Origin of the sequence: Paenibacillus lycopersici, from assembly GCF_010119935.1 — a bacterium.
GTDB lineage: Bacteria > Bacillota > Bacilli > Paenibacillales > Paenibacillaceae > Paenibacillus_Z > Paenibacillus_Z lycopersici.
Genome location: NZ_CP048209.1, coordinates 1790133 through 1815881, shown reverse-complemented (window position 1 = coordinate 1815881; position 25749 = coordinate 1790133). Strand labels below are relative to the sequence as shown.

26 protein-coding genes are annotated in these 25749 nt (G+C 57.7%); 4 read left to right on the top strand and 22 right to left on the bottom strand.

All coding sequences use genetic code 11. From position 1 onward, the window contains the following. Positions 1 to 46: 46 nt before the first annotated feature. From GXP70_RS07730 to GXP70_RS07705, 7 genes are all read right to left on the bottom strand, one after another. A complete protein-coding gene (locus GXP70_RS07730; RefSeq protein ID WP_162355915.1) occupies positions 47 to 961 on the bottom strand; it encodes a nucleoside hydrolase in 915 nt (304 codons plus the stop codon). Between the two features lie 357 nt (positions 962 to 1318). Continuing rightward, positions 1319 to 1453 (bottom strand): hypothetical protein, encoded by a 135-nt coding sequence (locus tag GXP70_RS30045; RefSeq protein WP_263864105.1) that lies wholly within the window; start codon positions 1451 to 1453, stop codon positions 1319 to 1321. Between the two features lie 97 nt (positions 1454 to 1550). Further along, positions 1551 to 2456 carry a helix-turn-helix transcriptional regulator gene (locus GXP70_RS07725; RefSeq protein ID WP_162355914.1) on the bottom strand — a complete coding sequence of 302 codons (906 nt, stop codon included), beginning with the start codon at positions 2454 to 2456 and terminating at the stop codon, positions 1551 to 1553. A 133-nt stretch (positions 2457 to 2589) separates the two neighbouring features. Next, positions 2590 to 4266 (bottom strand): ABC transporter substrate-binding protein, encoded by a 1677-nt coding sequence (locus GXP70_RS07720; RefSeq protein ID WP_162360355.1) that lies wholly within the window; start codon positions 4264 to 4266, stop codon positions 2590 to 2592. Between the two features lie 118 nt (positions 4267 to 4384). After that, positions 4385 to 5284 (bottom strand): carbohydrate ABC transporter permease, encoded by a 900-nt coding sequence (locus GXP70_RS07715; RefSeq protein WP_162355913.1) that lies wholly within the window; start codon positions 5282 to 5284, stop codon positions 4385 to 4387. Positions 5285 to 5299: 15 nt separating this feature from the next. Next, positions 5300 to 6274 (bottom strand): ABC transporter permease, encoded by a 975-nt coding sequence (locus GXP70_RS07710; RefSeq protein ID WP_162355912.1) that lies wholly within the window; start codon positions 6272 to 6274, stop codon positions 5300 to 5302. A gap of 545 nt (positions 6275 to 6819) precedes the next feature. Beyond that, positions 6820 to 8964 carry a cache domain-containing protein gene (locus tag GXP70_RS07705; RefSeq protein WP_162355911.1) on the bottom strand — a complete coding sequence of 715 codons (2145 nt, stop codon included), beginning with the start codon at positions 8962 to 8964 and terminating at the stop codon, positions 6820 to 6822. Here GXP70_RS07705 and GXP70_RS07700 point away from each other — a divergent pair, their 5' ends adjacent. The 3 genes from GXP70_RS07700 (at position 8965) to yedF (ending at position 11416) form a co-directional block, all read left to right on the top strand. After that, on the top strand, positions 8965 to 9795 hold the full coding sequence (locus GXP70_RS07700; protein ID WP_162355910.1) for a hypothetical protein: 831 nt from the start codon (positions 8965 to 8967) through the stop codon (positions 9793 to 9795). Between the two features lie 177 nt (positions 9796 to 9972). Then, a complete protein-coding gene (gene yedE / locus GXP70_RS07695) occupies positions 9973 to 11199 on the top strand; it encodes a selenium metabolism membrane protein YedE/FdhT (protein WP_162355909.1) in 1227 nt (408 codons plus the stop codon). Next, positions 11171 to 11416 (top strand): sulfurtransferase-like selenium metabolism protein YedF, encoded by a 246-nt coding sequence (gene yedF / locus GXP70_RS07690; RefSeq protein WP_162355908.1) that lies wholly within the window; start codon positions 11171 to 11173, stop codon positions 11414 to 11416. The genes yedE and yedF overlap by 29 nt, the downstream gene beginning before the upstream one ends. A gap of 206 nt (positions 11417 to 11622) precedes the next feature. Here yedF and GXP70_RS07685 read toward each other — a convergent pair whose 3' ends face one another. The 4 genes from GXP70_RS07685 to GXP70_RS07670 all read right to left on the bottom strand — a co-directional run bounded on the left by GXP70_RS07685 (position 11623) and on the right by GXP70_RS07670 (position 14596). After that, entirely contained in the window at positions 11623 to 12744 is a 1122-nt protein-coding gene (locus tag GXP70_RS07685) for a VanZ family protein (RefSeq protein ID WP_162355907.1), read from the bottom strand. 131 nt (positions 12745 to 12875) lie between these two features. Then, on the bottom strand, positions 12876 to 13667 hold the full coding sequence (locus tag GXP70_RS07680) for a class I SAM-dependent methyltransferase (protein WP_162355906.1): 792 nt from the start codon (positions 13665 to 13667) through the stop codon (positions 12876 to 12878). A gap of 59 nt (positions 13668 to 13726) precedes the next feature. Next, a complete protein-coding gene (locus GXP70_RS07675) occupies positions 13727 to 13963 on the bottom strand; it encodes a hypothetical protein (RefSeq protein WP_162355905.1) in 237 nt (78 codons plus the stop codon). A gap of 186 nt (positions 13964 to 14149) precedes the next feature. Beyond that, positions 14150 to 14596 (bottom strand): GNAT family N-acetyltransferase, encoded by a 447-nt coding sequence (locus tag GXP70_RS07670; RefSeq protein WP_162355904.1) that lies wholly within the window; start codon positions 14594 to 14596, stop codon positions 14150 to 14152. Positions 14597 to 14995: 399 nt separating this feature from the next. On the opposite strand from GXP70_RS07670, the gene pdxR reads away from it, so the two are divergent. After that, complete coding sequence (pdxR, locus tag GXP70_RS07665; protein ID WP_162355903.1) at positions 14996 to 16432, top strand: MocR-like pyridoxine biosynthesis transcription factor PdxR; 1437 nt, start codon at positions 14996 to 14998, stop codon at positions 16430 to 16432. 81 nt (positions 16433 to 16513) lie between these two features. On the opposite strand, the gene GXP70_RS29535 is transcribed toward pdxR, so the two are convergent. The 11 genes from GXP70_RS29535 to GXP70_RS07615 form a co-directional block, all read right to left on the bottom strand. After that, entirely contained in the window at positions 16514 to 16651 is a 138-nt protein-coding gene (locus GXP70_RS29535) for a hypothetical protein (protein ID WP_192043427.1), read from the bottom strand. A gap of 157 nt (positions 16652 to 16808) precedes the next feature. Next, positions 16809 to 17297: a DMT family transporter gene (locus GXP70_RS07660; RefSeq protein ID WP_162355902.1), complete on the bottom strand. Its 489-nt coding sequence runs from the start codon at positions 17295 to 17297 to the stop codon at positions 16809 to 16811. Next, positions 17294 to 18001, bottom strand: coding sequence for a Crp/Fnr family transcriptional regulator (locus GXP70_RS07655; protein ID WP_162355901.1), 708 nt, complete (start codon positions 17999 to 18001; stop codon positions 17294 to 17296). The genes GXP70_RS07660 and GXP70_RS07655 overlap by 4 nt, the downstream gene beginning before the upstream one ends. Positions 18002 to 18038: 37 nt before the next feature. Next, complete coding sequence (locus tag GXP70_RS07650; RefSeq protein WP_162355900.1) at positions 18039 to 18464, bottom strand: DMT family transporter; 426 nt, start codon at positions 18462 to 18464, stop codon at positions 18039 to 18041. 178 nt (positions 18465 to 18642) lie between these two features. After that, a complete protein-coding gene (locus GXP70_RS07645) occupies positions 18643 to 19287 on the bottom strand; it encodes a spore coat protein (RefSeq protein ID WP_162355899.1) in 645 nt (214 codons plus the stop codon). Between the two features lie 222 nt (positions 19288 to 19509). After that, on the bottom strand, positions 19510 to 19824 hold the full coding sequence (locus GXP70_RS07640; protein WP_162355898.1) for a metal-sulfur cluster assembly factor: 315 nt from the start codon (positions 19822 to 19824) through the stop codon (positions 19510 to 19512). A gap of 108 nt (positions 19825 to 19932) precedes the next feature. Then, positions 19933 to 21030 (bottom strand): mandelate racemase/muconate lactonizing enzyme family protein, encoded by a 1098-nt coding sequence (locus tag GXP70_RS07635; protein WP_162355897.1) that lies wholly within the window; start codon positions 21028 to 21030, stop codon positions 19933 to 19935. A 91-nt stretch (positions 21031 to 21121) separates the two neighbouring features. After that, a complete protein-coding gene (locus GXP70_RS07630) occupies positions 21122 to 22831 on the bottom strand; it encodes a type 2 periplasmic-binding domain-containing protein (protein ID WP_162355896.1) in 1710 nt (569 codons plus the stop codon). 84 nt (positions 22832 to 22915) lie between these two features. After that, complete coding sequence (locus GXP70_RS07625) at positions 22916 to 23818, bottom strand: carbohydrate ABC transporter permease (protein WP_162355895.1); 903 nt, start codon at positions 23816 to 23818, stop codon at positions 22916 to 22918. A 17-nt stretch (positions 23819 to 23835) separates the two neighbouring features. Then, positions 23836 to 24759, bottom strand: a complete 924-nt coding sequence (locus GXP70_RS07620) for an ABC transporter permease (RefSeq protein ID WP_162355894.1) — start codon at positions 24757 to 24759, stop codon at positions 23836 to 23838. Positions 24760 to 24878: 119 nt separating this feature from the next. Beyond that, complete coding sequence (locus GXP70_RS07615; protein WP_162355893.1) at positions 24879 to 25535, bottom strand: GntR family transcriptional regulator; 657 nt, start codon at positions 25533 to 25535, stop codon at positions 24879 to 24881. Positions 25536 to 25749: the final 214 nt, after the last annotated feature.

Below are 25749 nucleotides of genomic sequence, written 5' to 3'. Positions count from 1 at the left end.
AAAAGCCGCGAATGAACAACGCGCTCATCCGCAGCCTTCGATCCGCCTACTTCACCATCAGCTCATCCAACGCCTCGGCAACCTGCTCGGACGGCACAATGGCGCGCAAATAAGCATGCGGTCCTTGCTCGTCGTCCTGCCACTCATTCGCTCCGGTCGCCGGATCGACCGCGATTCGGCCTTGCACCGTATCCCAGTACGGGCCTGCTCCGCGAACCGCGTAGAGAATCGCGGTCAAATCCCAGCTCGGGCGCGCTTCCCCTTCGCCGACGTACCAGGCATAGCTCTGCCGCACGGGATGCTCCGCCGGCAGATCGGCGAACAGCCGCCGGCCCGTCATAATCGGCAAGCCGATCTCGAAGCCCGTGAACGTAATCGGCGTCGGCCAATGCGAGGCGACGTACGCCGCGGATTCGGGATGCATCTCGAAGTTCCATTCTTTCCCGCTCGGGAACGTGCCGCCCATGACAACCAAGCGGCTGACTTTTCGCCCGACCAGCTCGGCGCCGCTTAGCGGGCTGATCGCATCCGGCCCGGATTGCAGCAGATCCATCAGGTTCGGCAGCGGGCCGATCGCCGCGATGACCGTTCCCGCATCCTCGCCCCCGGCCAGCAGCTCGCGGTACAGCCGGACCGCATCCGGCGCGGCGTCTTCCTTATAGCGGTTCGGATAGTTCAGCGTAACGCCCTTGTTGTACTTCTCGTAGCCGGCATCGTCGTTCAGGAAGCCTTCGCGCTTCAAGGTACCGACGGGAATGTCCGGTCTGCCGTAATACGCGTTGATCGCGTCCAGGCAGCCCGCCCCCCATCTGCTCGACGTGCAGTGCATCATGCCGGCGATCGCGGCTTCGCCGCTGCGTTCCAACGCATGCAGCACCGCTGCCGCTCCGGCATCGTCGCAATCCGGTCCGATATCGGTATCCAATATAATGCGTACGGGTACGGATGGTTCTGTTGTCATGATTCGCATGCCCCCCAGTGTTAGTCGCTCCGGTTTACAGTGTCGGCCATGCGTCTGTTCGTGCCGCCGCTTCAGTGCGTCAGATTCGATGGGCATTCCCGCTGCGCTTCGCGCAAAAGTCGTTCTCATTCGAACTGCCGAAGCTTCCGCTCCGCACGAAAGGCTGCCTAACGACAAAACCTTCGCTTGCATTTCTCGTGTCGATGAATGATTTCGACCTGCCTTCGGGAAATCCTGCTTCGGGGGTTCAGCTGTCATTTCCCTATGTACGCGTGGGACTTGAAGACAGCACAAAAACGCCGCCCGACGCGTCGGACGACGTTATGCTTGATGGCGGTTATGGCATGCTGGAGCCGGCTAGCAGCTCTTGCCGTTATCCGGCGACATCGGTTTCGTGCCGCTGTCCTCGGCCAGCCTGCTGCCGTATTGATCGAGTCGGCCGGGATGCGATTCCGGTCCTCTACGCTTCGGCTTGCTGTTTCTTCCCGTCATTGCGCTCACCTCCATCCCGCTTAAGATGGACGCGGGGAGCGGTTTTCATGCAAGACCCGCGCATGAAGGGCTTGGACGGATTTCTTGCTCCCGCTCGCTACATGCGGCTCTGGCGCCGGTATTCCGAAGGCGTGAGCCCGATATGCTTCCGGAAGTTTTTCGACAGCACGTGAATGCTGGAGTAGCCGTACTTCTCCGCGATCTCCGTTATCGATACGTCCGACTGCCGCAGGTCGCATTTGATGCGCTGCAGCTTGCGGCGGGTCATGTAATGCTTCGGCGAGAGGCCCGTCTCTTCGCGGAATAACGCGTAGAACCGGCTGCGCTTCAAGCCGATCTGCTCCGCGTACTGCACCAGCTCTTGTTCCTCGATCTCCGCTTGGCTGGCCACCAGCTTCAGCAGCTCCCGGATGCGCGGGTCGCCGTTATTGCTGGAATCCTTGCACGCCGTCGATAGAAACAACGACAGAAACACCTGGAACTCGCCGCGCAGACGGATCGCTTCCCGCATGTCGGTGCCGCCGATCCGTCCCGGCAGCGTCAAGAAGCGGTTATGGTAGGAGAGCCACAGCGGCAAATTGGCGATGATCGCGACCGGCTCGATTCGAAGCGCCGGCTCTTCGTCGACGTAGACGGAGAGCGGCGCGGAATGATGGGAGACGATGTGGAAGAATTGGCCCTCGGACACGAACGGACGCTGACGGGGGTTCCAATCGAAATACGCGGTCCGGTGAATCATCGGCTCCGCCGAAGCCGCCCGCCAGCGATGGATTTTGCCGGCGGGAATGTAGACGAGCGTCCCCGCTTTCATCGGAATGTCGCGGTCGTCCATATGCAGGATGCCTCCGCCGGTCTCCACGATAATGATCGCGTTCATGTAGGCAATCCGTTCAAACGAGGACTCGTTCGGGTAGAACGCATACCGCTGGGCGAACAACAGAAAAGGATGAAGCACAGTCGGATCGATCATTGCCTGCTCATTGCCGCCGAAGGCAGCGCTCATCCAGAACTCCTCCTTGGCCATGCGAGTTTCTCTGTCAGCCGCGGGCTGGGCTTAAGGCTATCCTCATTATAGAACCGGCCATGCGGCAAGGACAATCCTCTCCCCGCCGCACGGCCCGTTCATGCCCTTACGCTTATTTCTTCTGCTTGTCGTACGCCTTCTGGTAGATTTCCAGGTAGTGCTTCAGATTCAGTCCGTCGAAGCCCTTCACGTAGCTGTCCCATTCCGAATCCGTCAGCTTCTTCGCGCCCGTGACGAACTGCGCCATGTTGGAACGCACGTATTCGTTGATCTGCGTGCGCAGCATGATCGCTTCGTTCGCGTCACTCTCGTCGACGAAGATCGTGAGCGGGAACGTTTCCTCCGGCTGCTTGTTCTCGTAATTTTTGGCCGTTTCGGTGTACAGCCTTAATTCGTAGCCTTGTTGGGAGAACGGATCGGCGGGCGCTGTCCACGATTCGCGGATGGCGCGCGTCCGTCTCGTGATGCCCATCTGATCCCAGGTATCGTTCTGCGTCGTCTCCACGTCCCAATATTTCGGCTTCAGGCTGTACTTCGCCTGGTTGCCGTGCACGTCCTTCTCGCCGTCCTTCGCCTTCTCCCAGTAGATGCCTTCCGGACCGTACTCGTTCATGATCGCATGCTCTTCGGAATACATGTAATCCGCCATCTTGATCGCCGCGATCGCCTGCTCTTCCGTCGCTTTGTTCGTAATGGCGAACTGGCCGTTGCCGTACGACTTGTAATAGCCCGCGTAAGCGACGCCGCCGGGACCGGTAAGCGGAGCGACGGTCACGTACTCTTTATGCCGGTTCTGCCCTTCCGCCAAGCTGAAATACATCCCGATATGGCCGGCCGTCACGCTGCCGGAGACGTTGTCGCCTTCCTTGTTGCCGACTTGCGCCATCTGGTCGTTGTTCTGCGTGAACGCTTCTTTATCGATCAAGCCCTCGCTGAACAGCTTATTGATGTACGTCAGTCCGTCGCGCCATTCCGGCTGATTCGCCGCCAGCTGCACCTTGCCGTCCTTCATGAAGAAGAAGTCTTCGTCGTTATCGTAAATGAACGAGTTCATCAGGAAGTTCGACGGAATGCCGTGCCACGTATTGAACGCGCCGGACAGCGGCACTTCGTCCGCCTTGCCGTTGCCGTTCGGGTCCTGCGTCTTGAACGCCTTCAGCACTTGATAATATTCTTCGGTCGTGGTCGGCATCTGGAGCCCGAGCTTATCCAGCCACGTCTGGTTGATCCACAGCTTCTGCGAGTACCAGCAGTGGAAGCATTCGTTGATATGCGGCAGCGCGTAGATGTTGCCGTCCGGCGACGTAATCGCCGCCTGCAAGTCCTTATCTTCGGCGAACGCGCGCTTGATCTCGTTGCCGTACTTGTCGATCAGCTCGTTGAGCGGCTTCAGGATGCCCTGCTTGCCGTAGCTGATCTGTTCCGCCTGCGTGAAGTCGCCCGAGAGGAAGACGGACGGATAGTCGCCGCTCGCCATGATCAGCTTCTTCTTGTCCGCGGCGTTGGCGCTCGGCGTCGCGTCGAACTTGAATTTGATGTTGAGCTTCTTCTCGATGTACGTGGTGACGGAGTTCGTATTCAGATCCTCGATCTTCGGCGACACGCTGATGAACGTGTCCAGCGTGACGGGCTTGGCGCTGCTTCCCGCATCGCCCCCGCCATTCCCCCCGTTGCTGCCCGTTCCCGCGTTCGAGCTGCCGCCGCCATTGCCGCCGTTATCGTTGCCGCATGCCGCTAGGAACATTGCCATGACTAACATCAAACCGAGCCATTTCGAGCTTCTCTTCATGTTCAAGACAGACGCCTCCTTGTAATTTCAATCGTAACATGCTTCCCGCTTCCCGACATCAGGGTAACCGCTTTCAATCGAAGGCCTCACCACCTTCAAGCCGACCGGCTTCGCGCCGTTATCCTTTCAGCGAGCCGATCATAATGCCTTGCACGAAATATTTCTGCACGAACGGATAGATGGCAAGCACCGGCACCGTGGCCACGACGATCAGCGAGAACTTGAGCAAATCCCGCAAGCCCTGCATGGCGGCCATTTTGTTCGCGTCCACCATCATGCTCGAATCGATCGAGTTCAGAATCAGGATGTTCCGCAGGATGATTTGCAGCGGGAACCGGCTCTGCGATTTCAAGAAAATCAGCGCCTCGAAGTACGCGTTCCACTGGCTGACCGCATACATCAGCACGAGCACCGCGAGAATCGGCTTGGACAACGGCAGGACGACCCGCCACAGGAAGCCGAGGTCGCTGCAGCCGTCCAGTTCGGCCGCCTCGCCAAGCTCCTTAGGAATGCTGGTCTGGAAGAAGGTTCTCGCGATGATGACCTGCCATACCGCCATCGCGCTCGGCAGCAGCATCGCCCAACGCGTATCCAGAAGATGCAGGTTCTTCACCGTTAAGTAGTACGGAATGAGCCCGCCGCTGAACATCATCGTCAGCACCAGCATGCCCATCAGGACATTGCGGCCGTAGAACGTCGTGCGGGATAGCGGATACGCCATCATGACGGTCAAGCTTACGTTGATCAGCACGCCGAAGACCGTGTAGAAGAGCGAATTGCCGTAGCCGGTCATGATCTGCGGATTCGAGAAGATCGCGCGGTATCCGGCCAGGCTGAAATCCACCGGCAGCAGCCATACTTTGCCGCTGATGACCGCCTGCGGCGAGCTGAACGACGAGCTCAGAATATAGACGAGCGGGTACAGCACGACAAGCAGGACGAGAGCCAGGAAGGCGTATACCAGCGTCAGGAAGAGCTTGTCACTGAAAGATTCGCGAATAGTGTTCGTGCGTGACATTTCTTGTTTCGCCCCCTACCATAAGCTGCTTTCGGAGATGCGTCTGGCCACGTAGTTGACGCTGAGCAGCAGAATAAGATTGATGACGGAATTGAACAGGTCGACGGCCGCCGAGAAGCTGAAGTTCGCGCCCAGCAATCCAATCTTGTACACGTAGGTCGAGATGACCTCCGAGGTGCTCGTATTGAGCGGATTTTGCATCAGATAGATTTTCTCGAAGCCGACGTTCATGATCTGCCCGACGTTTAGAATGAGCAGGATCGTCGCCGCCGGCATGATGCCGGGCAAGTCGATATGCCAGACTTTGCGGATCCGGGACGCCCCGTCCACCTTGGCCGCCTCATACAGGTCAACGTTGATTCCGGAGAGCGCCGCCAGGTAGATGACCGCTCCGTACCCGATGCCCTGCCAGACGTTCGACCAGACGAAGATGCTGCTGAAGTACTTCGGAACGCCCATGAAATTGATCGATTCCATGCCGAAGACCGTCAGAATATGATCGACGAAGCCCAGTCTCGGCGACAGGAACAGAATGATCATGGACACCATGACGATCGTCGAGATGAAATACGGCGCGAACGTCACCATCTGCACGAGCCGCTTGAACCGCATGCTCCGGACTTCGTTCAGCGCCAGCGCGAGCAGAATCGGCGCGGGAAATCCGACGATGAGCGAGTAAATGCTGATGATGAGCGTGTTCTTGATCAGCATCCAGAAGTTCGGCGAGCTGAAGAACGTCGAGAAATGCTTCATTCCCGCCCAATCGCTGCCGGTCACCCCCTTCACCGGACTGAAATCCCGGAACGCGATCTGCGCGCCGTACATCGGGATGTATTTGAAAATCACCAGATACGCGACCGGCAGCAGCACGAGCAGATACAGCTGCCAATGCCGCTTCACCCGCTTCCCGCGGTCTCTGAGTATGAGCGATCTGCCGCCCGTGGCGGTTTTCGCCTTCTTGCCTTCAAGCGCTCCCGTCGTTGCCGGCATGATTCCCCGTCACTTCCCTTCTTCACGTTATGGATGGCTTGCGGTACTGCATGCATGAGCGATGAACGTCGCTGCTTGCGATTCCCCCGTCTCGCTGGCTGGATGACAACGGCTTGATGACAACGATAATGGAATCGCATGTCGCGGACAACGGCTACTTCTCCACATGTGGTCTATTTTTCCAATCCCGCGCCGTTGCTGGGATCTGCGCATGCAGCGCGCATTTTTCCAGCGGCGCTTATCTTTCCGGCGGCGTGCTTGCGGGCATGTTCGAAGAGCTGCGGCGGTCTGCTGCCGGAGGCCGGGGCAGTCTGCTGCCGGAAGGCACGGGCGGCGGGGAAGCCTGCTGCCGGAAGGCCGGGATGGCCTGCTGCCGGAAGGGCGTGGCGGCCTGCTGCCGGACGGACCGGGAAAGACCGCTGACGGCAAGCCGAGCGCCCGCCCGCCGACCGCGACAAAAAGACTGCCCGCAAGCAGAAACGCTTCTGCTGCGGGCAGTCCCTTATCTTTCGCCGTAAGGCGTTTATCCGATCGTTTGTCCGTTCTTACATCGCATGGCGCTTGCGGTAGTCGACGGGCGAGATGCCCTCCACCTTGCGGAACACCCTGCGGAACGTCGCCGCGTTGACATAGCCGACGCGTTCGCCGACCTCCTGAATCGAATCCGGCTGCTCCAGCAGCCGTTTCTTCGCTTCCATGATGCGCAGCTGGGACAGATAGTCCAGGAAATTCTCGCCGAATTCTTCCTTGAACAGCTGGCTGATGTATTTGGCGCTGATGCCGAACTTATCGCCGAGGAATTCCAGCGACAGCTCCGAATTGGCATAGTCCTGCCCGATATAATCCCGAATCTCTTGAAGAAGCTGATGATGCTGGCGGTGGTTCGCCAGCGCCGCCATCTGCTCGGCGTTCCGCGCGAGCGCCTCGCCGAAGCGCCGCTGCAGCTCGTCAAGCGTCTCGAATTCTTCGATCGCCTGCCGCAAGGGCGCGGAAGCGTACTGCATCCAAGCGTCGTAATACTCCTTCGAGGCCTGTGACAGCTGCAGGTCCGAATGGTCGACGAAATACCGGCACAGCCCGGCGATCTCGCTCTTCGGCAGAAGGCTGCCCCGCATGCCTCGGAAGAACGCTTCGAACCCTTCTTGCCATTCGGCGTCCTGCAGCCGAAGCTGCTGGATCAACCGATGGATCGCCTGCAGATGCTTATTCGTTTCCTTGGCCGTCGCCTGCTGCGTGTCCCTGTACGCGATGACGCGGTTATAACCGAGCGTCGCCTTGAACGTCAGCGCCTCCAGCGCCTGCCGGTTGGATACGCCGGCGCCCGCCGGCAGGCTCGAATCCGCCGCCGGCCCGAATCCGGCGCCGGATTCGATCGGCTCCCCGAGGCCGACCGTCACCGAGAAGGCCAAGTGCTGATCCACCCAGGAAGTAATGCGCGCTGCCGTTGCGGCGGCAATGCCTTCAGCCTCATGCTCATTCTCAGCCTCATCCTCGTCCGTCAGGAAGACGATGCCGGTCAGCTGCAGCGGCGTCGTCCATTCCAGCCATAACGGAACCTGGCGCTGCGCCTTGAACATTTCATGAACCGCGCTGCTGATGACGAACTTGAATAACGACTGGTCGCGGCTCTTGTAGCGGCTGAACACCTGCTCGGGGTGATCGATTTCGACGACGAAGGTTTGCAGCCGGTCATGAACCGGCAGACCTGACGGTTCGATGCCTTCCGCGTGCACGCCCTCCGCATGCTCGCCGCTTTCCTGCAGCAGCTCCCGGAACAGCGCCTTCTGTCTGCGGGCCGCCGTCTTCTGGCTCTCCTGCTGGAACAGCTTCGTCTGCTCGGCGAAATTGTTGATGGCCGTCTCGATGAACGTGAATTCGTCCACCGCCAGCCTGCCGAGCGCCGGCTTATCGGCGCCGAATTGATCCTGGATGCGGAAGACGAGATCCGCGATCGGCTTGTAATTCTTGCGCGTGATATAGACGATCGAGACGCCTCCGGCGACGAACACGAGCAGCCCGAGCATGAGCCATATGCTCGATACGCCCGAGATCGCGGCAACGGTCGTCCCGTCCGCGGCGCCGCTCTCCGCCGTCCAGCCGGTGTAAGACGAGGACTGGCTCGCCAGCACCCGCCTCTTGCTCGGCATGTCGTCCGGGTTGAACAGCGGATTCCCATCGTTATCGTACAGCTGGACGAATACGCGCTCCGGATCGTACATCTCGCCGAGCATGTCCCGAAGGGAGGCGAGGCTGATATTGACGACGATCATGCCGTCCGTGCCGTCGCCGATCGCCACGTTGTGCACGAGGCTGATAACGTCCTTCGGCTTCTGGTTCGTGAATTCGCGATAGGAGCGGAACGAGCTCCACGTCGAGACATACGACAATTTGCCCGCCTGCTGGCCGCGGATGAACGCAATGTCCGGGAACGCGTTCATCGGCGTCGACGTGCCGCTGAAGACGGTGCCGTCGTTGTTGCGTACCAAATAATACGAGTCGATGATCGGCATCGCCAGCTTCAATTGCTGCATCTGGTTGACGACCTGGTAATTCAGAAATACGTTATCCTTCCCGCGCTCCTGGAAGAAGTCGGTCAGCAGCCTGCTGGACAGCAGCATTTCCCGGATCATCATATTGTCGAGTGACCTTAAGCTGACATCCACGGACTGCAGCAGCTGGTTCACGAACACTTGGCTGGATTCTTTCGTGTTGCGATTGTTTTGTTCAACGAGAGTCTGGAAGAAAACAAAGAAGAGGAAGGAGAAGATGAAGCAGAAGATCGGCAGATAGGACCATATCATTTTTCGCAGCCACATACGATTCAAGCACCATCATTCCTTTTGAGAAAGTTTGTGCGCATCCCGACTAGCGCGATCCATGATGTGAAACCGCATACATCTCTATCTATTATAAGCCTGCGCGGTACGGTCGTCTTTGTTATTCTCACCAATTATTTGTCTGTTTTTCCACTGGAGCGCGGCTGTCTCAAGCAGCGTGCAAGCTCGGTTGGAGCCTGCATCCACGCGCTCCTCCACATGAAAAAGAGCGGTTCCGCATGGAAACCGCTCTCTTCTTCTTCTGTCTTAAGACCTCACGTACCCGAGCTCATAGGCCCTTTCTTCGACCGCCCGAAAGTCTGCGGCGTCCTTGCACCGTTATACGCCAAAATGCGCCCGAACGTATCCGAATTGTTCTTCCTCGCTCATATGGGGCGTTCTTTCAACGGTTCCGATCCCGTGCCTCATGCAGGCCATACGAATTTCATGGGAGAATTTCACCATCGTTCGGTTGCCGTGCCTGATGGTCTCCGCCGGATTGGCCGTCAGGTTAATGACGTCCAAAATCATCTTATGGTCTTCGCGAAAGAAGTAGAGCCGCTCGATCTCTTCATCCGAGGTATACAGACAGATCATCCGCTCTTGCGGAATGAACGGCAGGATATGTTCCGGCATGAGGGAGACGGCGGATTCGGACCGGCCGTCTATAGCTGCACCACCGCATCGGAGATCCTCCTTTCGTGAACTGCTACAACCTTTCGACAATGGAAAGGGAATTCCTTCAAATCCCAAGGCTCAGTATCCTCTGCCTTCTTGTCTTTCCTGTATTACCCGCACATATTTTGCGACCGCTCACGTACGAATTATAGTAAAATAGATGCCGAACACATTAAGGCTAAGTGAAGGAGAACGAATCGGACAATGAAATCGTTGTACGCCAAGCTGTTCCGAAACTATTGGAGCCCTTATCTGGCCATGGCGCTGGCGGGCCTTTTAAGCGCGGTTTATTTCGGCATTACGAAAACGGTGTGGGCGGTGACCGGAGAATTCACCCGTCTCGCCGGGCATGTCATGGAGTGGTTCGGGGCGGATGTCTCGAGTTGGAGTTACTTTCAATTGATCGGCATGAAAGGAACCACCTTCAACCGAACGGACGGCTGGATCGTATGGGGGATGTTCATCGGCGCCCTGATCATGGTCCTGCTGAACAATAACTTCAAGCTCCGCCTCCCGAGGCAGAAACGGCGATGGGCGCAAAGCTTCGCCGGAGGGATCGTCGCCGGCTTCGGCGCCCGCCTGGCGCTCGGCTGCAACCTGGCTGCCTTCTTTACCGGCGTCCCCCAGTTTTCCCTGCATGCTTGGATCTTCATGGTTGCGACAGCAGGCGGCACCTATCTCGGCGCCAAACTCGTCGTCACCCCGTGGTGGAAGGGAAAGCCGCGGCTCGCGAAAGGCGCTCTCGAACGCCCGACGCCCCAAACGTCGGCGATACAGCCTTATCTGGGCGGCATCGTCGCGGTCGCTTATGCAGGGCTGATCGTGTATTTCTTCGCGAGCGGTCAGCGCATGCTCGGCGTCGCCGCCTTGTTCGGCGCGATGTTCGGCATTCTGATCGAACGCGGTCAAATCTGCTTCACGTCGGCGTTCCGCGATCTCTGGATCAGCGGACGCGCGACGATGACCAAGGCGATTATCCTTGGCATGGCGATCAGCTCGATAGCCACGCTTGCCGTTATTGTCATCTACGGCATGGAGCCGATCACGAAGATCGCCGGCTTGAGCACGCTGATCGGCGGCTTGCTGTTCGGCATCGGCATCGTGATGGCAGGCGGCTGCGAGACCGGCATGATGTACCGTCTGATGGAAGGACAAATCGTGTTCCTCCCCGTGTTCATCGGCAATGTTCTCGGCGCCGGCGCGCTCGCGTATGCCTGGGATCATCTGGGCGTCTATGATGCGCTCGTGAAGAGCGGCTCCAAGATTAATCTGATCGATGTCATGGGGCATGCGGGAGCGCTTGCGGCTACCCTCGTCGTCCTGGCGGCCGGCTTCATCGTCGCCGTGTATTGGCAGAAGCATTACCGATTCAAGAGAGGCTTCCGGAAAGGAGAATCCGAACATGTCGCAGAATCCCCCTCGTTCCATTGATTATTCGCTTGATGTACGCGGCGAATCTTGTCCTTATCCGGTCATCTATACGCTGGAAACGCTGACTCAGCTCCAGAAGGGCCAATTGCTGCAAGTGGTGGCCGATTGCCCGGCCTCGCTGCGTAACGTCCCCGAAGAAGTGGTGAAGCATGGCTACACCATGGAGATGGAGCCGCAGCAGAACGGACGCGAGCTGATATTCTATATCCGGGCGTAACGCGCGCCTGCGCAGGGCTATGACTAATCGAGAAAGCTCGGAGCTTCGGCTCCGGGCTTTTCGATTTAATTATTCTGCTCTTTCGTATTATGAGTTCGGCCTTCGCGACTCTTCAGCCCTACCATTCAATCAGATCGCGCCTGACGCGAGGGAAGTAGTACTGATCCCCTCGGCTTCCTGATGGCTCTGAACGTGGCAAACTTAAGTTACCCGGCGTTCTTGCGATTGCGTCTAGCCGGCTTCTGCGTGATGACATGGCCCGTGCCGCTGCGCCGTTCGTAGAACAGCTGCCGCTTCCGGTTGAACAGGCACATGACGAGGTGAATGCCGAAGACGGCATTGACCGCGAAGACGGCCAACAGTAAGGAGAGTATGGCAATCGAGCCGCCTCCCCCGCGCGCGCCGAAGCCGATCATCAGCGCGTTGATTCCTCCGACGGCCCCGTAGAGCAAACCGTACCGGATCAGCAGCTCCTTCAGCCCCAGCCGGTTCCCGGTTCCGCGCACGCGGATGCGGACGAACCATTTGCCGAGCGTCTGCCCGTTAGCGATATACGGCAGCGCGATGAAGTACGCCGCGACCGCAATGACGTACGGCACCGGGACATGCATGACCGCCAGCGCCGCGATGACCGGATTCAGCGCGAACCAGTCAATCAGGAACGCCAGCCCCCGGCGGGTGTACGACACGCGCTTCGCCGTCAAATCGACGTGCTCGTCAAGCTTGTCGATGCGGGGCAGCCGCGAGGACAGCCAGTCGGCGGCAACGAAGCCGATCATGCCGCCGCCCGTGTTCGTCATCGCGTCGTCGACGTCGAACAGCCTGTACGGGTAATCGTAGATGCCGTAAATGCCCGTCACCTGCGTCACTTCGAAGAAGAGCGAGAGCCCGAAGGTCAGCAGCAGGCATTTCAGCCATCCCGTACGGAAATAATACCGCAGGAACATGCCGAACGGCACGGTCAGCAGCACATTGAACGCAACCTGCAGCACCGCCCTTTCCTCCAGCAGACGGAGGTACGTCGAAGGCCGCTCCCAGTCAACGCCGGTCTCCTTCAGGATATCGATGACGAAATGGAACGGGATCCACTGCGCGTACGAGCCGGACGACGGGGGCTCGTTGTGGACGCTCGGCGGGAGCGGCAGCAGAATCAGATACACCGCGTTCATCATATAGAGCAGGAACAGATACAGCAGCAGCGCCCGGTACTTATGGACGTACCCGTGACGCCGATATTGCACGAGCAGGAACGGCAGCGTGAACAGCAGCGCTGCGACCGGAAAGCTCAGAAACGCATACGAAATCGGAAATAAGTAAAACGTCAGCATGTTGACACCTTTCGCCGGGAAGCGCGTATGCCGCGCAGATCCAGAGGTTGCTTGTTACGCTAAATATTCGAGCTTGATACGTTAGTTCCTGTCTCACTAGCCTGCCCGCCGGCCGATCGGCGGAAACCGATTCAGTCGTCCGCTTCCAAAACGATCGTATCATAGATGCTTCCGGCGCGGTCCAGCGCACGCACCCGCCAGCCCTTCAACGTATCGATAGCCAAGGGATAATTAAACAACGACTTGAGGCCATTGCCGTACCTGACGATGAAGCGGCAGCCGGGCCGGACGATCGGTCGCAGTTCCCGCAAGATGTCCAGCTTCTCCGGGACGAGCGAAGCGATGAAGATATGCGTGGCATCGGCAGCGAAGCGAAGGTCGCCCAGATGGCTCTTCACGTAGCGAATCGTTGCATCCAGCCCCAGATGCCGCGCAAGCTCGGTGCCGTATCGAATCGCTTCCTCATCGATATCGACGCACAGCACTTCGGTCGATACGGCTTCCGCAAGCGTAAACGCCGAGGCGGGGAAAGCGCCAGCGCCGACAAACATCACCTTCGCATCCCGCGGCACCTCAACCTGATTGCGTTCCTCCCGCAAGGAGGCGGACAGCAGCTCCGCGTACAGGCAGCGATCGCGATGTCGCGAACAGATTTTCCGCACTCTTGCCTTCTCGAGGGTACCGAGCGCCATAGCGGAACAATGCCGCATATAGGCTGCCGCGTCCGTCGCCATGCGATCCTCCAGATGGTTCCATAGCCGACCGTTGTCCTCGTGGAGAATATAGGCGCACAGGCGATCCAATTCGGCGCTTAGCCGCTCGAAGCTGTCCGATTGATAGCAAGCGCTGGCCTGCAGCTCATTGATTTCGTCTGCCCATGCGCGTAATTCGTCCGTGAAGCGCGCCTCGCTTATGCTTCGCACTTCCCTCCTCCTCTCGATACGCAAGCGTTTCAATCCGCTTAATTGAGAATTATTATCAATCAAAGCGAAAACAGTGCCGCAGCAATTTCATTTTGAATACGGGGAGCATCATTCGAGTGTGAACCGTTAACGGGTATAGCCTGACGAATCGGAGCGAAGGAGCTTCTCTTCCCTAGCGTGCTTTCTTTCCGAATCCAGTGATAATGATTATCAATATCGAAGATGGAGGAGCCGGCATCTCGATCATCATCAATAAGAATATGCCGGATGCCGCCAGCTATGCGCAGAATCAACAAGATTACGCCGAGCTGCCCCTGATAAGCCGGGAAGTCTGCCGGCAGTCATTCGTTCCAATCGGCAGGAGGCGTCATTCGGGCGCCGGCAGAGGGCTAACGCAAACGCGTATTCCGCATACGTAAACGCATATGTCCACACAAAGCAACGGAGCGCCCAATCCGAGTGATTGTGCGCTCCGCGTCCGTTCAGTCCATGTGAAGCAAACGTATGATTTCACCGTCTATGACTTCTTCGCTGAGCTTGCGGAACCCCAGCGATTCATACAAGCATGCGGCAGCGTGATTCTCGGGTCTATGTCCGATCATCAATCGCTTGCAATTCATCCCGCGCATGCAGGCAATCAATTGTTCCATCGCGGCCCGGCCGCAGCCCTTGCCCTGATGCTTCTCATCAATCATGATCGCCGGTATCCAGTAGCTGCCGTCCATGTCCGGCTTCGTACGGAATACGATAAATCCGGCTACTTCGTCCTCCCAATAGACCGCGCGCAGCTCAAAATCATCGACATACTTGGATTCCGCGATCCAGTACACAACCGGCGCCGGAAAAACATGGAGCTGCTCGCTCCTGACGTTCAGCTTGGTGCATGCATACCAGTTCTCGGCAGACACCGGCTTAAGAGTAACGCCCATTTCGATTCCTCCCGAAGCTCATCTCGCCTTACTCTTCGAGACGGCGGGTCCGATTACCTGCCGTTACCCGATGCCGGAGACGGACGTCGCCTGCCGCGACGATATGAATGCCGTGCAATCCGCGATTTGATTGGACAAGAGGCGGCCCGAATTGGATGGGGGAAGCTTCGCGCGAATGGATGGTGATGCAGGGGATGGAGTCCACTATTCTTAATTCGAGCGGTTCGGTTCGCATGTTAATGAGATGGAGGTGTATCGTATGATGTATACGATTATCGTTTTTGCCGTGATGATCGTGGGCGTGGTACTATTGATGCTTGCGGGAAGAAGCATCTTCAACTCGGAACGATAACCTCGCGGCGCCAGTGAAATAATCTCATCGACGAAGGGGAATGCATGATGTGGAAGCTCGATCGCGACGGCAAAAGAGCCCTTTATCAGCAGATTGCCGATCATCTTGAGCAGCGAATTTCATACGGCGAGTTTCCTCCCGGCAGCCTGCTCCCCTCCGAGCGGAAGCTCGCGGAGCAGCTCGGGGTCAATCGCAGCACCGTGGTCATGGCATTTGCCGAGCTTCGTTCCTTGGGGATTATCGACAGCCGTACGGGAAGCGGGACCCGGGTGAGCGCCACGAAATGGGGAGCGACGCCAAGGCATACCCCGAACTGGAGCCGCTATACGGAAGGCGGCCAGTTCTTGCCGAACTTGCCGTTCATGCGGCGGATCCGGGAAGCGCTTATCCAGCAGCCGGCATTGATCGATTTTGCAAGCGGGGAGCTGGCGGCCGATCTGGCTCCGACCGAAGAGATCGCCAAGCTGATGAGCACGCATGAATATACCTCCTACTTGGGCTACGATAATCCGCAGGGCTCCATGCCGCTACGACAGGCGTTAGTCGGGTACCTGGAGAAATACAGGGGCATTCGCACGACCGAATCATCGATTCTGATTACGTCGGGCTCCCAGCAATCGTTGTATTTAATTACGCAGTGCCTGCTGTCCCCGGGAGATGCGGTTGCGATCGAAGATCCGTCCTATTGTTACTCGCTCCCCATGTTCCAGTCGGCAGGGCTGCGATTGTTCCGGCTCCCGGCGGACGCCGAGGGGATCGAGCCGGAGGATATACGGACCTTGTTCAAGCAGCATCGGATTAAAATGGTGTTTCTGAACCCGACCTTCCAAAATCCTACCGGGACGGTGCTAAGCGACGAACGCCGCCGGCAGCTGCTAGCTGCGGCCAGCGAGCTCAGACTGCCCGTTGTCGAGGATGATCCGTTCAGCTTGACCGCATACGACGGCAATCCGCCGCTGCCCTTGAAAGCAATGGATACCGCCGGCTCCATCCTCTACATCGGTTCCTTCTCGAAGATTGCCGCATCCGGGCTGCGGATCGGCTGGATGGTCGCTCCCCGTTCGATCGTCGAGCGCCTCGCCGATGCCAGGCAGCAGATGGATTTCGGCTTGAGCGTCATTCCCCAGCAAGTCGCCGGGCAGTTCCTGCAATCCCCCTTCTTCGAGCCGCATCTCGACAGGCTGCGCATGGAATTGCGGTTCAAGCGGGATATCCTGATTGAAGCGTTGAACAAGGAGCTCCCGGGCATGATCCGGTACAACGCGCCCAATGGCGGCCTGCACTTATGGTGCCGGCTCAACAGCGCCGTTCAGGACGGCAAACTGCTGGAGGAGACGATCAAGAGAGGGGCAGTGTTCGTCCCCGGCAGCGTGTACGGATCGGATTCGGGGTTCGTAAGGTTCACCTTCGCCAGACCGCGAACGGAAGAGATTGAACAGGGCATATCCGCGTTTAGCCAGGCTCTCCGGCTGCTGCAGGAGTAGCGCGGTTATCCGCCGGCAATAAAAAGCGCACCCGCAGACCTTCCTGCGGGTGCGCTTCGAACCGCTTATCGAAGCTCGCCATTAAAACTGGCCGTATTTCTCGTTGCCATGATCTTCCCATCTTCTTGAGTAGGCTTTATTCGTGATCCAGAACGTCATCCACGCCAACACGACGACAATAACACCGGCAGCAACCCATACGCCCGCTGGTACATGCATATTCCGATCCCCTCCGTTACGAGCTTTAATGAAGATAAGGGTATCATAAACAGAATGGACGGTTTTGTAACCGTCCATTTCTGCATGCCCGCGACCATCCAATTCATGATTAGCCTACGGAACCGGACCTCGGTCCGGCGTAATCGGGCGTCATCGTTTACCTGTTCGCTACGGGCGCCATGCCGTTCTTCTCGATCGGCGCCGCCGCCTTCGCCTTCGGCTGCAATTTGAACAACAGCAGACCTGCTATCAGGGCGGCGGCCCCGGCCGCCTTCTGCCAGCTGAACGGTACCCGCTCGAGTCCGAGCCAGCCTGCGGAATCCCACCATAACGCGCAGAGCAGCTGCGATGCCATGACGATCGTCGTCGCGGCGCTCGGACCGAGAAGGCGAACGCCCTTGACGACGCAGGTCACGACGCCGATCCCCAGCAGTCCGCTGAACCAGAACCAGCCGGGCATCGCCTGCCAGTTCAGGAAGTCTGTCCCTTCCGCCGCCAATCCGGCGCCGAACGAGGCGATGAAGCCCATGCCCAGCACGAGCGCGGTCGTCGTATGGGAGTTGACGGACAGGTTTACTTTATTGTTGAACAGCGTCTGCACGCTGACGAGCATTCCTGCCAGTAGCGCTAATAGGATGCCGATCATGGCTGCTGATCCCTCCGCTCTCCTTGTTCGTATATATTTCGTCCTGCGGCCGCCTCGAGGCCCTTCCGATCCCGGACCACGAGCGAGCCGCGGCTTCGTTCAATCCAACCCGACCGGCAGAAATTCAGGATGACCCGGTTCAAATGCCGGTAGCTGGTGCCGATCAGATTCGCCATATCCTTCACATTCGCCGTGCTGACCGCCGCGTCCGACGCGTTCGTCATGGAGAGCAAATAGCTGGCCAGACGGACTTCGACCGGGTACAGCAGATTAAAGCTGAGCGACACCGATTTGCTGTAGAACTTATGCGCGATCAGCTGCAGCATGAATTGCAGGAAGGGCGCCTCCTCCCGGTACAGCCGCAGCCACCGTTTGTGAAATCCGACCGCCTCCACGGGCGTCACGGCCGTCACCGTGTTCAGATTGTCCAGCCCGCTCAGGCATTCGATCTCCCCGATGACGCCGAGCGGCGACATGAAATTCAGCAGCAGCGTATTGCCCTCTGCCGATGTCGTATAGACCTTGACCTTCCCGCGCATGAGGAAGAACATCCATTCCGGTGCTTCGCCCTGCATGCAGAGCGCTTCCTCCGGCTCGAACCGGCACAGCGTCAAATGCTGCCGCAGCGGTGCCGTGAACACCGCTTCGAGCCCGTATTGCGCGAGGTATCGTTCGATCCGGCCGGTATCCTCGATTTCATTCATCGCAGCCGCTCCTTCTCTGTGGGATTAGTTTAACCGCTTAGAAGGACAAACATAAGATGCCTGCGATCATGAGCGCTATGCCGGCCCATTGCGGCGTGCGAAGCCGCAGCGCGCGTCTGCCGTACCAGCCGGCCTTCTCCATCGCCAGCGTTCCGATAATCTGGGCGATCAATGCCGAGGATACCGTCACGGCGGCGCCGTTAAGGTGGAACGCGGTAATGTTGCCGAATATAATAACGGCCGCAAGCGCCCCGCCTATATGAAACGGCAGCCTCACTCGCGCGAGCTTCCTCCAAGACCGATCGCCCGCAAGCCAGACCAGCAGCAGCGCAGCCGCGAACCCCGTACCTTGCGTCAGCGCCGCGGCCTGCCAGGTGCCGAGGCGAGCGCCGATCGCCGCATTGGCCGTGCTTTGCAGCGTGATGAATATGCCGCCCAACATGGCGTAAATCATGCCTTTCATTCCCCGTCTTCCTCCTCGAACGTCATGCTCTCCCTATTAAACGACGAGCGGACGGTGTCGTGAAAGGACATATGTCCTCAACGAGCGGCAGCGCTTCAATCGCAGCATGCGGGACATACGCAAAATAAAAGAGCAGATCAAGGCATTGGCCTGCGATCTGCTCTGTCCGGAACGATATTTATTGCGGCATGCCGGGATTCACGTACCGGGACGGGTCCATTCCCATACCCATCCTCATTCCCATTGGCGCGCCCATAGGTGCCGCCATATTGGCGGGCTGATAAGCGCCAAGCGTCGTCTCGGTCGTTATTTCCTTCATGGTCGGCACTTGGTAGTATCCGGCTTGGTTCATATATTGCCAGATCTCGTACGCCTGCTCCGAGCAATTGACGGCGCCTTGCTGCAGGTTGGCGCGGAGCTGCGGGTTCGCGCACTCCAGCGCCGCGATGATCTTCATGGTGGCGGACGATTTATGGAGATTCAGCAGCGCGAACGCCACGTCCCGGTCGTCGATCCGATTGTCCGGGCCGATCGGCGCCGGATGGTCAAGTCCGTATACCGGGGCTCCTGCGCGCGGCATCCCGTAAGCGGATGACTGCGGCCCGGCGTTCATGACTTGCAGCTGGCCGGCCAGCTGCTGCGCCGACTGCACGCAGTGATTGTATTCCTGGATCGCGAATTGAAGCTGCTTGTCCGCAATTTGCGCGAGACGTTGATCTTGAATATGCGGCCGATACAGCTGCATCGTATGGATATTGGATACGGATGCGGACAGCAGCTCGTGAAGCTCCATCGTTTCATGTGCGCCTAAGTTGGCAGCCATAGCAAGATTCCTCCTCAGCTTGAATGGGTAACCCAAATTAGATTGGCGATCGGCATCCGAAACTATTCATTGCGACCAAGCGTATATTCGGCCTTGGAGCGGAATCCAGCGGAATCCTACAACGTGTCTGCGAAGCTGCGTCCGAAGGCCGACAATGCGAAAAGGCCGCTGCTAGAGCGGCCTTTCGGTTCGATTTTCGCAAGCGTGAGTCAAGACGCAACGCTAGTTTAGGGCAGTTTGCCGCGCGCGAATCTGCTCCCGGGCTTCGTCGTTCATTCTTGCTGGCGTCCACTTCGGCTCGAACACCAGCTTCACTTCGGCCTCCCGCACCCCTTCCACGGATTCGGCCGCTTGGCGGGTATCCGCTACGATTTGATCGGCCAGCGGGCATTCGGGAATGGTCAAGGTCATTTCAATGACGGCCTTCCCGTCTTGCGAAACGTCGACTGCGTATACGAGGCCGAGATCCACGATGTTGACGCCGATCTCGGGATCGATGACCTCCTCGAGCGCCGCCATAACCCGGTCTTCATTCATCTTCAGCACATCCCGACATTGTTGATGCATGCGCGTCTAGTATGCCTCTGCCGGAAGCAGACTTATACGGCTGCGTCTTCTTGATCCATGCGCGCGTTTAGGCGGCCCTCAGCGTATGCGATACTCATCGAAGTAACGCGGAATGATCGTGGTTGAGGCTCCTGGCTGTACCGGCAGCTTATAGTAGCCGTCGACCACGGTGGCCGGCTCTTCGAAAATATGGCGGATCCAAGGAATGTACTCCAGCATGACCGCGTTCTGCGTGGAAGCGACCAAATGCTGATGAATCTGCCCCATGTCGCCGACATGCGGACAGATCGGCAAATCATAGGCAGCCGCAAGTCCCGCCACCTGCATCCATTCGGTGATGCCGCCGACGCGCGTGACGTCGACCTGGACGTATTCCACGGCGCCTTGGTGGATATAATCGCGGAACGCATATTTGTTGTAGACATGCTCGCCGAGCGCGATCGGCACGTTCAGTTCGTCCGCCAGCTTGCGATGGCCGGCAACGTCGTCCGGGTTAAGCGGCTCTTCCAGCCACATGAGATCGAACTGCTCGAGCTTCTTGCCCCATGTCATGGCGGTCGTGATGTTCCATTGCTGATTCACGTCGATCATCAGGCCGATATCGTCGCCGATCGCCTTGCGAACGGCTCGTACGCGATCGAAGTCTTCGCGGGGATCCGGCTTGCCGACCTTCATCTTCACCGCGGTGAATCCTTGATCCACGATGCCGGTCATATCCGCGATCAGCCGCTCCTTGCTCCAATTCAGCCATCCGCCGTTCGTATTGTACGCCTTGATCTTCTCCGGCTTATGGCCGCCAAGGTATTGCCACAGCGGCTTGTTCGCCGCCTTCGACGCGATATCCCAGAGCGCGATATCCACGGCCGCCAGCGCCATATGCGTCACGCCCGCCCGGCCGATCCAGTGCATCGGGCCGAACCGCAGCTCGTCCCAGATTTGCTTGATCATGGCCGGATCCTTGCCGACGAGTGCCGGGGCGTAGTACAGATCGATCGTATCGGCGATCATCTCGTCGCCCTTCGCGGTCGTTCCGGTGTAACCGTACCCCGTAATGCCTTCGTCCGTTTCGATGCGGACGCCCGTTACGCCCCAGTGCGTCGCGGCATTGATCGCATCGGTTATCGGCGGGGTGATCGGAACGTGCAGGATAAAGCTTTTCGCGCTCGTTATCTTCATTATTCAGCCATCCCTTCATGCTGTATCCGGTTAGAGCCGGCGGCGTAACCAAGGTACTAGCGGCCTTGGCTAAGCCGCCGGCCTGGATCGATTATTTCAACGAGGACAAGAATGCAACGGTTTTCGCATCGGACTGGTAAGCGGACGTATCGAACGGCTGCGTCATCGCATCCTGCGCGATCTTCAGGTAGCCGTCCAAGTCCAGCTTCTTGAAGCCGTCGAGGTACTCCTGCCAGTTTTTATCCACCGACTTGTTGCCGAGAATGAACTGCGCCGTCCACTGCTTCATATACTGCTCGATGTTTGTTTTCAGCAGCGCGAACTTCTGGTTCTGCGCGTCATCCATGTAGATCGCGCCCGGGTATACCTGCTGCGGCTGATGTCCCGCGTAGTTCTTCATCGTCTCGAGCAGCAGCAGCGATTCCAGCCCTTCCGCCGTAAACGGAGAAGTCGCTTTGACGAAGCCGTTGCGCCATACGATGTCCTGGAAGATCGGGCCCATCTGATCCCAGCCCTCGTTCTGCTTCGCGCCGGAAGAATAGAACTTATCGGACTGCGTAATGAACAGCGCCTGTTCGCCGCCCAGCCCTTTCACGCCGTCGTCCGCTTTGGTCCAGTACTTGCCTTCCTGCCCGAAATTCATCATTTGCGTGCCTTCCGGCGTGTAGATGAAATCGATCAGCTTGATCAGCCTGACGATCTGTTCTTCCGACGCCTTGTTCGTGACGGCGAAGGTCAGCGATCTCGGGCTGTTGCCGCTGAACGCCGCATATTGCACGCCGTCCGGTCCTTTGAGCGGCGGCACGCTGATCCAGTTCTTGTAATTCGCGCTGTTCATGTCAAGGAAGGCGCCGCTGTAGAGCGAAGGAATGACGCCGACCTTGCCTTGGGCCGCGAACTGCTTCACGATATCGCTCTTCTGGCTGAGCGCTTGCTTGTCGAGCAGGCCTTTGCCGTACAATTCGTTCAGATACGCTAGGCCCTTCTTCCAGCCGTCGAGCGTCGGCGCATACTGCACCTTGCCGTCCTGGACGTCGAAATAGTCGGAGGCGTTGTCGTACGTGAAGGCATTCATAATGTAAGGAATCGGATCGAAGCCGTCGGACGAGCCGCTGTACGGGTTAATGCCGTTATCCTTGAATGTTTGCAGCACTTGCTCGAACTCTTCCGTCGTCGTCGGCATTTGCAAGTTGAATTTGTCCAGCAGGCTCTTGTCGATCCACGCCTTGTTCCCCCAGAAGCAGTGCCAGCAGGTGTTGTAGCTCGGCAGGCCGTATATATTGCCGTCCGGCGCCACGATCGCCGCCTTCAATCCGGGCGCGGATTCGATAGCGCTTTTCAGATTGGGCGCATACTGGTCGATGTATTTGTTCAGCGGGACGATGATGCCCTGCTTGGAGTATTTCATAATGTCGGACGGCGTGAAGTTTCCGCTCCAGAACACATCCGGATAGTCGCCGCTCGAGAGCAGCAAGGACTGCTTGGTCGCCGCATCGCTCGAAGGCGCGATGTTGAACGAAATATCCAGCTTGAATTTGTCTTTGACGTAGCCCGTGAACCAGTTCGTCTTCAAATCGATCACGTCGCCGCTCGGCACCGCGAAGAAGGATACCTTGACGACTTTATCCTGATCGACCGCGTCCGTCTTGCCGCTGTCGCCGGCATTCGAATTCGCCGCGGCCCCGTCGTTCGACGGCTGGCTTCCGCCGTTATTGCCGCCGTTATTCGAGGAACACGCGGAAACCATCACTAAGACGCCGATAAGAATTGCCGCAACCATAAGCTTGCTGATACGAAGCATGAACACCCCTCCTGAATTGTCTGCTGCTTAACACGGATAATCGGATGATGCCGCTTGCAATCGATGATGCTTCAGACGGCGGCGCTATTCTTTGATCGCCCCGACCATCACCCCCTGTACGAAGTACTTCTGAATGAACGGATACAAGATAAGAACGGGAATGCTTGAGATGACGATGATCGAATATTTCAGCAGCGTCTTCATGTCTTCGAAATGCTTCAGCTGTTCCGCGCTGAGCGTCATCGAGTTCGTATCCACGTTGTTATTGACCAGAATCTCGCGGAGCACGAGCTGCAGCGGATACATGCCGGCGTCGTTGAGGAAGATCAACGCGTTGAAATACGAGTTCCAATTGCCGACCGCGGACCACAGGAAGAGCACCGCGATCACCGGCTTCGACAGCGCCAGCACGACTTTCGCCAGGAAGCCGGCGTCCGAGCATCCGTCGATCTGCGCCGCTTCGTAGAGATCGTTCGGTATCGAGGACTGGAAGAACGATTTGGCCACGATGATCGAGTAAATGCTGAGCGCTCCCGGGAGGATCATCGCCCAGACCGTGCCGAGCAGATGCAAATTGCGCACGACCAGGTAATACGGGATGAGCCCGCCGCTGAACAGCATCGCGAACAGCAGCAGCCAGATGAAAATATTTCTTCCGGCAAGGGTCTTTCTCGAGAGGGGATACGCCATCATAACGGTCAGCGCCACGCTGAGCGTCGAGCCGGCCCCGGTGTAGATGATGGAGTTCAAGTAGCCGGTCCAGATCTGGTGATACTTGAACACTGCCGCGTACCCGTACAGCGTAGGGCTGACAGGCAGGAACCATACTTTGCCTTCCATGACGGCGGAAGACGAGCTGAACGACGAGCTGATGATATAAATAATCGGGTAAGCAACGGCGATCGTAACGATACCCAGTGCCGCATAGACGAACGCAAGGAGCAGCCGATCTCCCCAGGATTCTCGAATGCGTATGGCTTGGTTCACTTCTGTTCCCCCTTCGATCAGAACAAGCTGGAGTCGGAATATTTTCTGGCTAATAAGTTAGTGGCAAAGACGAGGACGAACCCGACGACGGAGTTGAATAATCCGACCGCCACGGCAAAGCTGAAGTTCGTGTTCACGAGACCGATCTTGTACACGTACGTGGAGATGACTTCCGACGTGTTCAGATTCAGCGTGTTCTGCAGGAGAAACACTTTCTCGAAGCCAACGCTGAGCAGGCCGCCAACCGAGAGAATGAGCAGGATGATAATCGTCGGGCGAATGGAAGGCAGATCGATATAGATGATGCGCTGCAGCCGCGATGCGCCGTCGATCCTGGAGGCTTCGTGCAGCTCGGGGTTGATGTTGGCGAGCGAGGCCAGGTAGATGACGGCGCCGTATCCGGTTTCCTGCCAGACGCCCGACCAGGCGTACAAGGAGGAGAACGCTTTGGGCTGTCCCAAAATGTCGTAGATCTGATCGATGCCGAATAAATGCGCGAATTGACCGTAAATGCCGGTGCTTGGGGAGAGAACGATGTTGAGGATGCCGACGAGTACGACCGTGGAAATAAAGTAAGGCGCGTAGGTCGTCATCTGCACGACCTTCTTGAACCGCCGGCTGGGCACTTCATTGAGCGCGAGCGCCAGGAATATGGCGGCGGGCGTCCCGATCAGCAGGGCGTAGACGCTGAGAATCAACGTGTTGCGGATAACCGGCCAGAAGAACGGGGAGGTGAAGAACATGTCGAATTGCTTGCCGCCTACCCAAGGGCTCCCCCAGATGCCTTTCACGGGACTGAATTCTTTAAATGCGATCTGCACGCCGAACATCGGAACATAGTTGAACGTGATCAAGAAGACGGTCGGCAGGAGCAAGATGAGATACAGCTGCCAGTGCCTGAGCACTCTTCTTTGCAAACTAGCGGTACCCGGTTTCACCATTCCGGCAAGTCCCTCCCTGTGAATGAAAGCGCTATTATTTTGTCATGAAATAAAATATCATACACGATTTATAATGTAAACAAGATTTTACAAAAAAATAAAGCTCGCCCAATCGCGTTTTATTTGAAATTGGCCACGAGCCTTTCATAGGAATTCTGCAAATGCCGGCGCATCGCTTTCACCGCTTCTTCCGTATTGTCCGCAAGCAGCTGATTGACGATGCTGCGATGCTCCGCCCGCTCCGCTTCCAGATCGATCTTGTAATGATGCAGGTTCAAATAACGGTGAATCCGCTCGATCAGCGCGCTCGCCATCTGCTGAAGATTGAAATTATCCGCATAGAGCAGGAGCGTGCCGTGAAGCCCGTCGTTCATTTGGCGGATGGCCTTCTCCTCGCTGTCCTCTTCCGCCCCGGCCGTATCGCCGCGCTCGAGCTCTTGCAAAATCTGCTGCAGACGCTCCTTCGCGATGCGCGGCGCCGCTTTGCGGATCGCGAGCTCCTCCAGCTGCGTGCGAATCTCGAATATTTCGTTAATGTCCTTCAAGCTCATCTCGGCGACGAACATGCCCTTGAACGGAATAACCGTCACGAAGCCCTCGGAGGCAAGCCGAAATAAGGACTCCCGGATCGGAATATTGCTGACGCCGAACTCTCTGGCCAGCTTGTCGATGTTGATCTTCTCGCCGGCCGGCATGACATGGGATAAGATTTGCTGCTTCAACAAGGCATAGAGCTCGTCGGTCAACACGTAGCGGCTTAGCTGCTTCTTAGACATCTCTGATTATCCCATCCTCGCGTAGTTAAAGTCATGATCAAAGTATATCATGCACGATTTACTTGTGTAGCAAGAAATAAACAGCGCGGAATGTTCACCTTGTATCGCAGTTCGCTGTCGCACTCTGTCTCCGCAGGGCGAGGCTTCGTGCACGGCGGCGAAACGCTGCATGCCGAAAAAGCCGCCTGCAGGCATGGCCCGCACGGCGGCTTCA

Coding starts and splice junctions, on each gene's coding strand:
- GXP70_RS07730 (WP_162355915.1), bottom strand. CDS start 961: ATGACAACAGAACCATCCGTACCCGTACGCATTATATTGGATACCGAT.
- GXP70_RS30045 (WP_263864105.1), bottom strand. CDS start 1,453: ATGACGGGAAGAAACAGCAAGCCGAAGCGTAGAGGACCGGAATCGCAT.
- GXP70_RS07725 (WP_162355914.1), bottom strand. CDS start 2,456: ATGAGCGCTGCCTTCGGCGGCAATGAGCAGGCAATGATCGATCCGACT.
- GXP70_RS07720 (WP_162360355.1), bottom strand. CDS start 4,266: ATGAAGAGAAGCTCGAAATGGCTCGGTTTGATGTTAGTCATGGCAATG.
- GXP70_RS07715 (WP_162355913.1), bottom strand. CDS start 5,284: ATGTCACGCACGAACACTATTCGCGAATCTTTCAGTGACAAGCTCTTC.
- GXP70_RS07710 (WP_162355912.1), bottom strand. CDS start 6,274: ATGCCGGCAACGACGGGAGCGCTTGAAGGCAAGAAGGCGAAAACCGCC.
- yedE (WP_162355909.1), top strand. CDS start 9,973: ATGAAATCGTTGTACGCCAAGCTGTTCCGAAACTATTGGAGCCCTTAT.
- yedF (WP_162355908.1), top strand. CDS start 11,171: ATGTCGCAGAATCCCCCTCGTTCCATTGATTATTCGCTTGATGTACGC.
- GXP70_RS07685 (WP_162355907.1), bottom strand. CDS start 12,744: ATGCTGACGTTTTACTTATTTCCGATTTCGTATGCGTTTCTGAGCTTT.
- GXP70_RS07670 (WP_162355904.1), bottom strand. CDS start 14,596: ATGGGCGTTACTCTTAAGCCGGTGTCTGCCGAGAACTGGTATGCATGC.
- pdxR (WP_162355903.1), top strand. CDS start 14,996: ATGTGGAAGCTCGATCGCGACGGCAAAAGAGCCCTTTATCAGCAGATT.
- GXP70_RS29535 (WP_192043427.1), bottom strand. CDS start 16,651: ATGCATGTACCAGCGGGCGTATGGGTTGCTGCCGGTGTTATTGTCGTC.
- GXP70_RS07660 (WP_162355902.1), bottom strand. CDS start 17,297: ATGATCGGCATCCTATTAGCGCTACTGGCAGGAATGCTCGTCAGCGTG.
- GXP70_RS07655 (WP_162355901.1), bottom strand. CDS start 18,001: ATGAATGAAATCGAGGATACCGGCCGGATCGAACGATACCTCGCGCAA.
- GXP70_RS07650 (WP_162355900.1), bottom strand. CDS start 18,464: ATGAAAGGCATGATTTACGCCATGTTGGGCGGCATATTCATCACGCTG.
- GXP70_RS07645 (WP_162355899.1), bottom strand. CDS start 19,287: ATGGCTGCCAACTTAGGCGCACATGAAACGATGGAGCTTCACGAGCTG.
- GXP70_RS07640 (WP_162355898.1), bottom strand. CDS start 19,824: ATGAATGAAGACCGGGTTATGGCGGCGCTCGAGGAGGTCATCGATCCC.
- GXP70_RS07635 (WP_162355897.1), bottom strand. CDS start 21,030: ATGAAGATAACGAGCGCGAAAAGCTTTATCCTGCACGTTCCGATCACC.
- GXP70_RS07630 (WP_162355896.1), bottom strand. CDS start 22,831: ATGCTTCGTATCAGCAAGCTTATGGTTGCGGCAATTCTTATCGGCGTC.
- GXP70_RS07620 (WP_162355894.1), bottom strand. CDS start 24,759: ATGGTGAAACCGGGTACCGCTAGTTTGCAAAGAAGAGTGCTCAGGCAC.
- GXP70_RS07615 (WP_162355893.1), bottom strand. CDS start 25,535: ATGTCTAAGAAGCAGCTAAGCCGCTACGTGTTGACCGACGAGCTCTAT.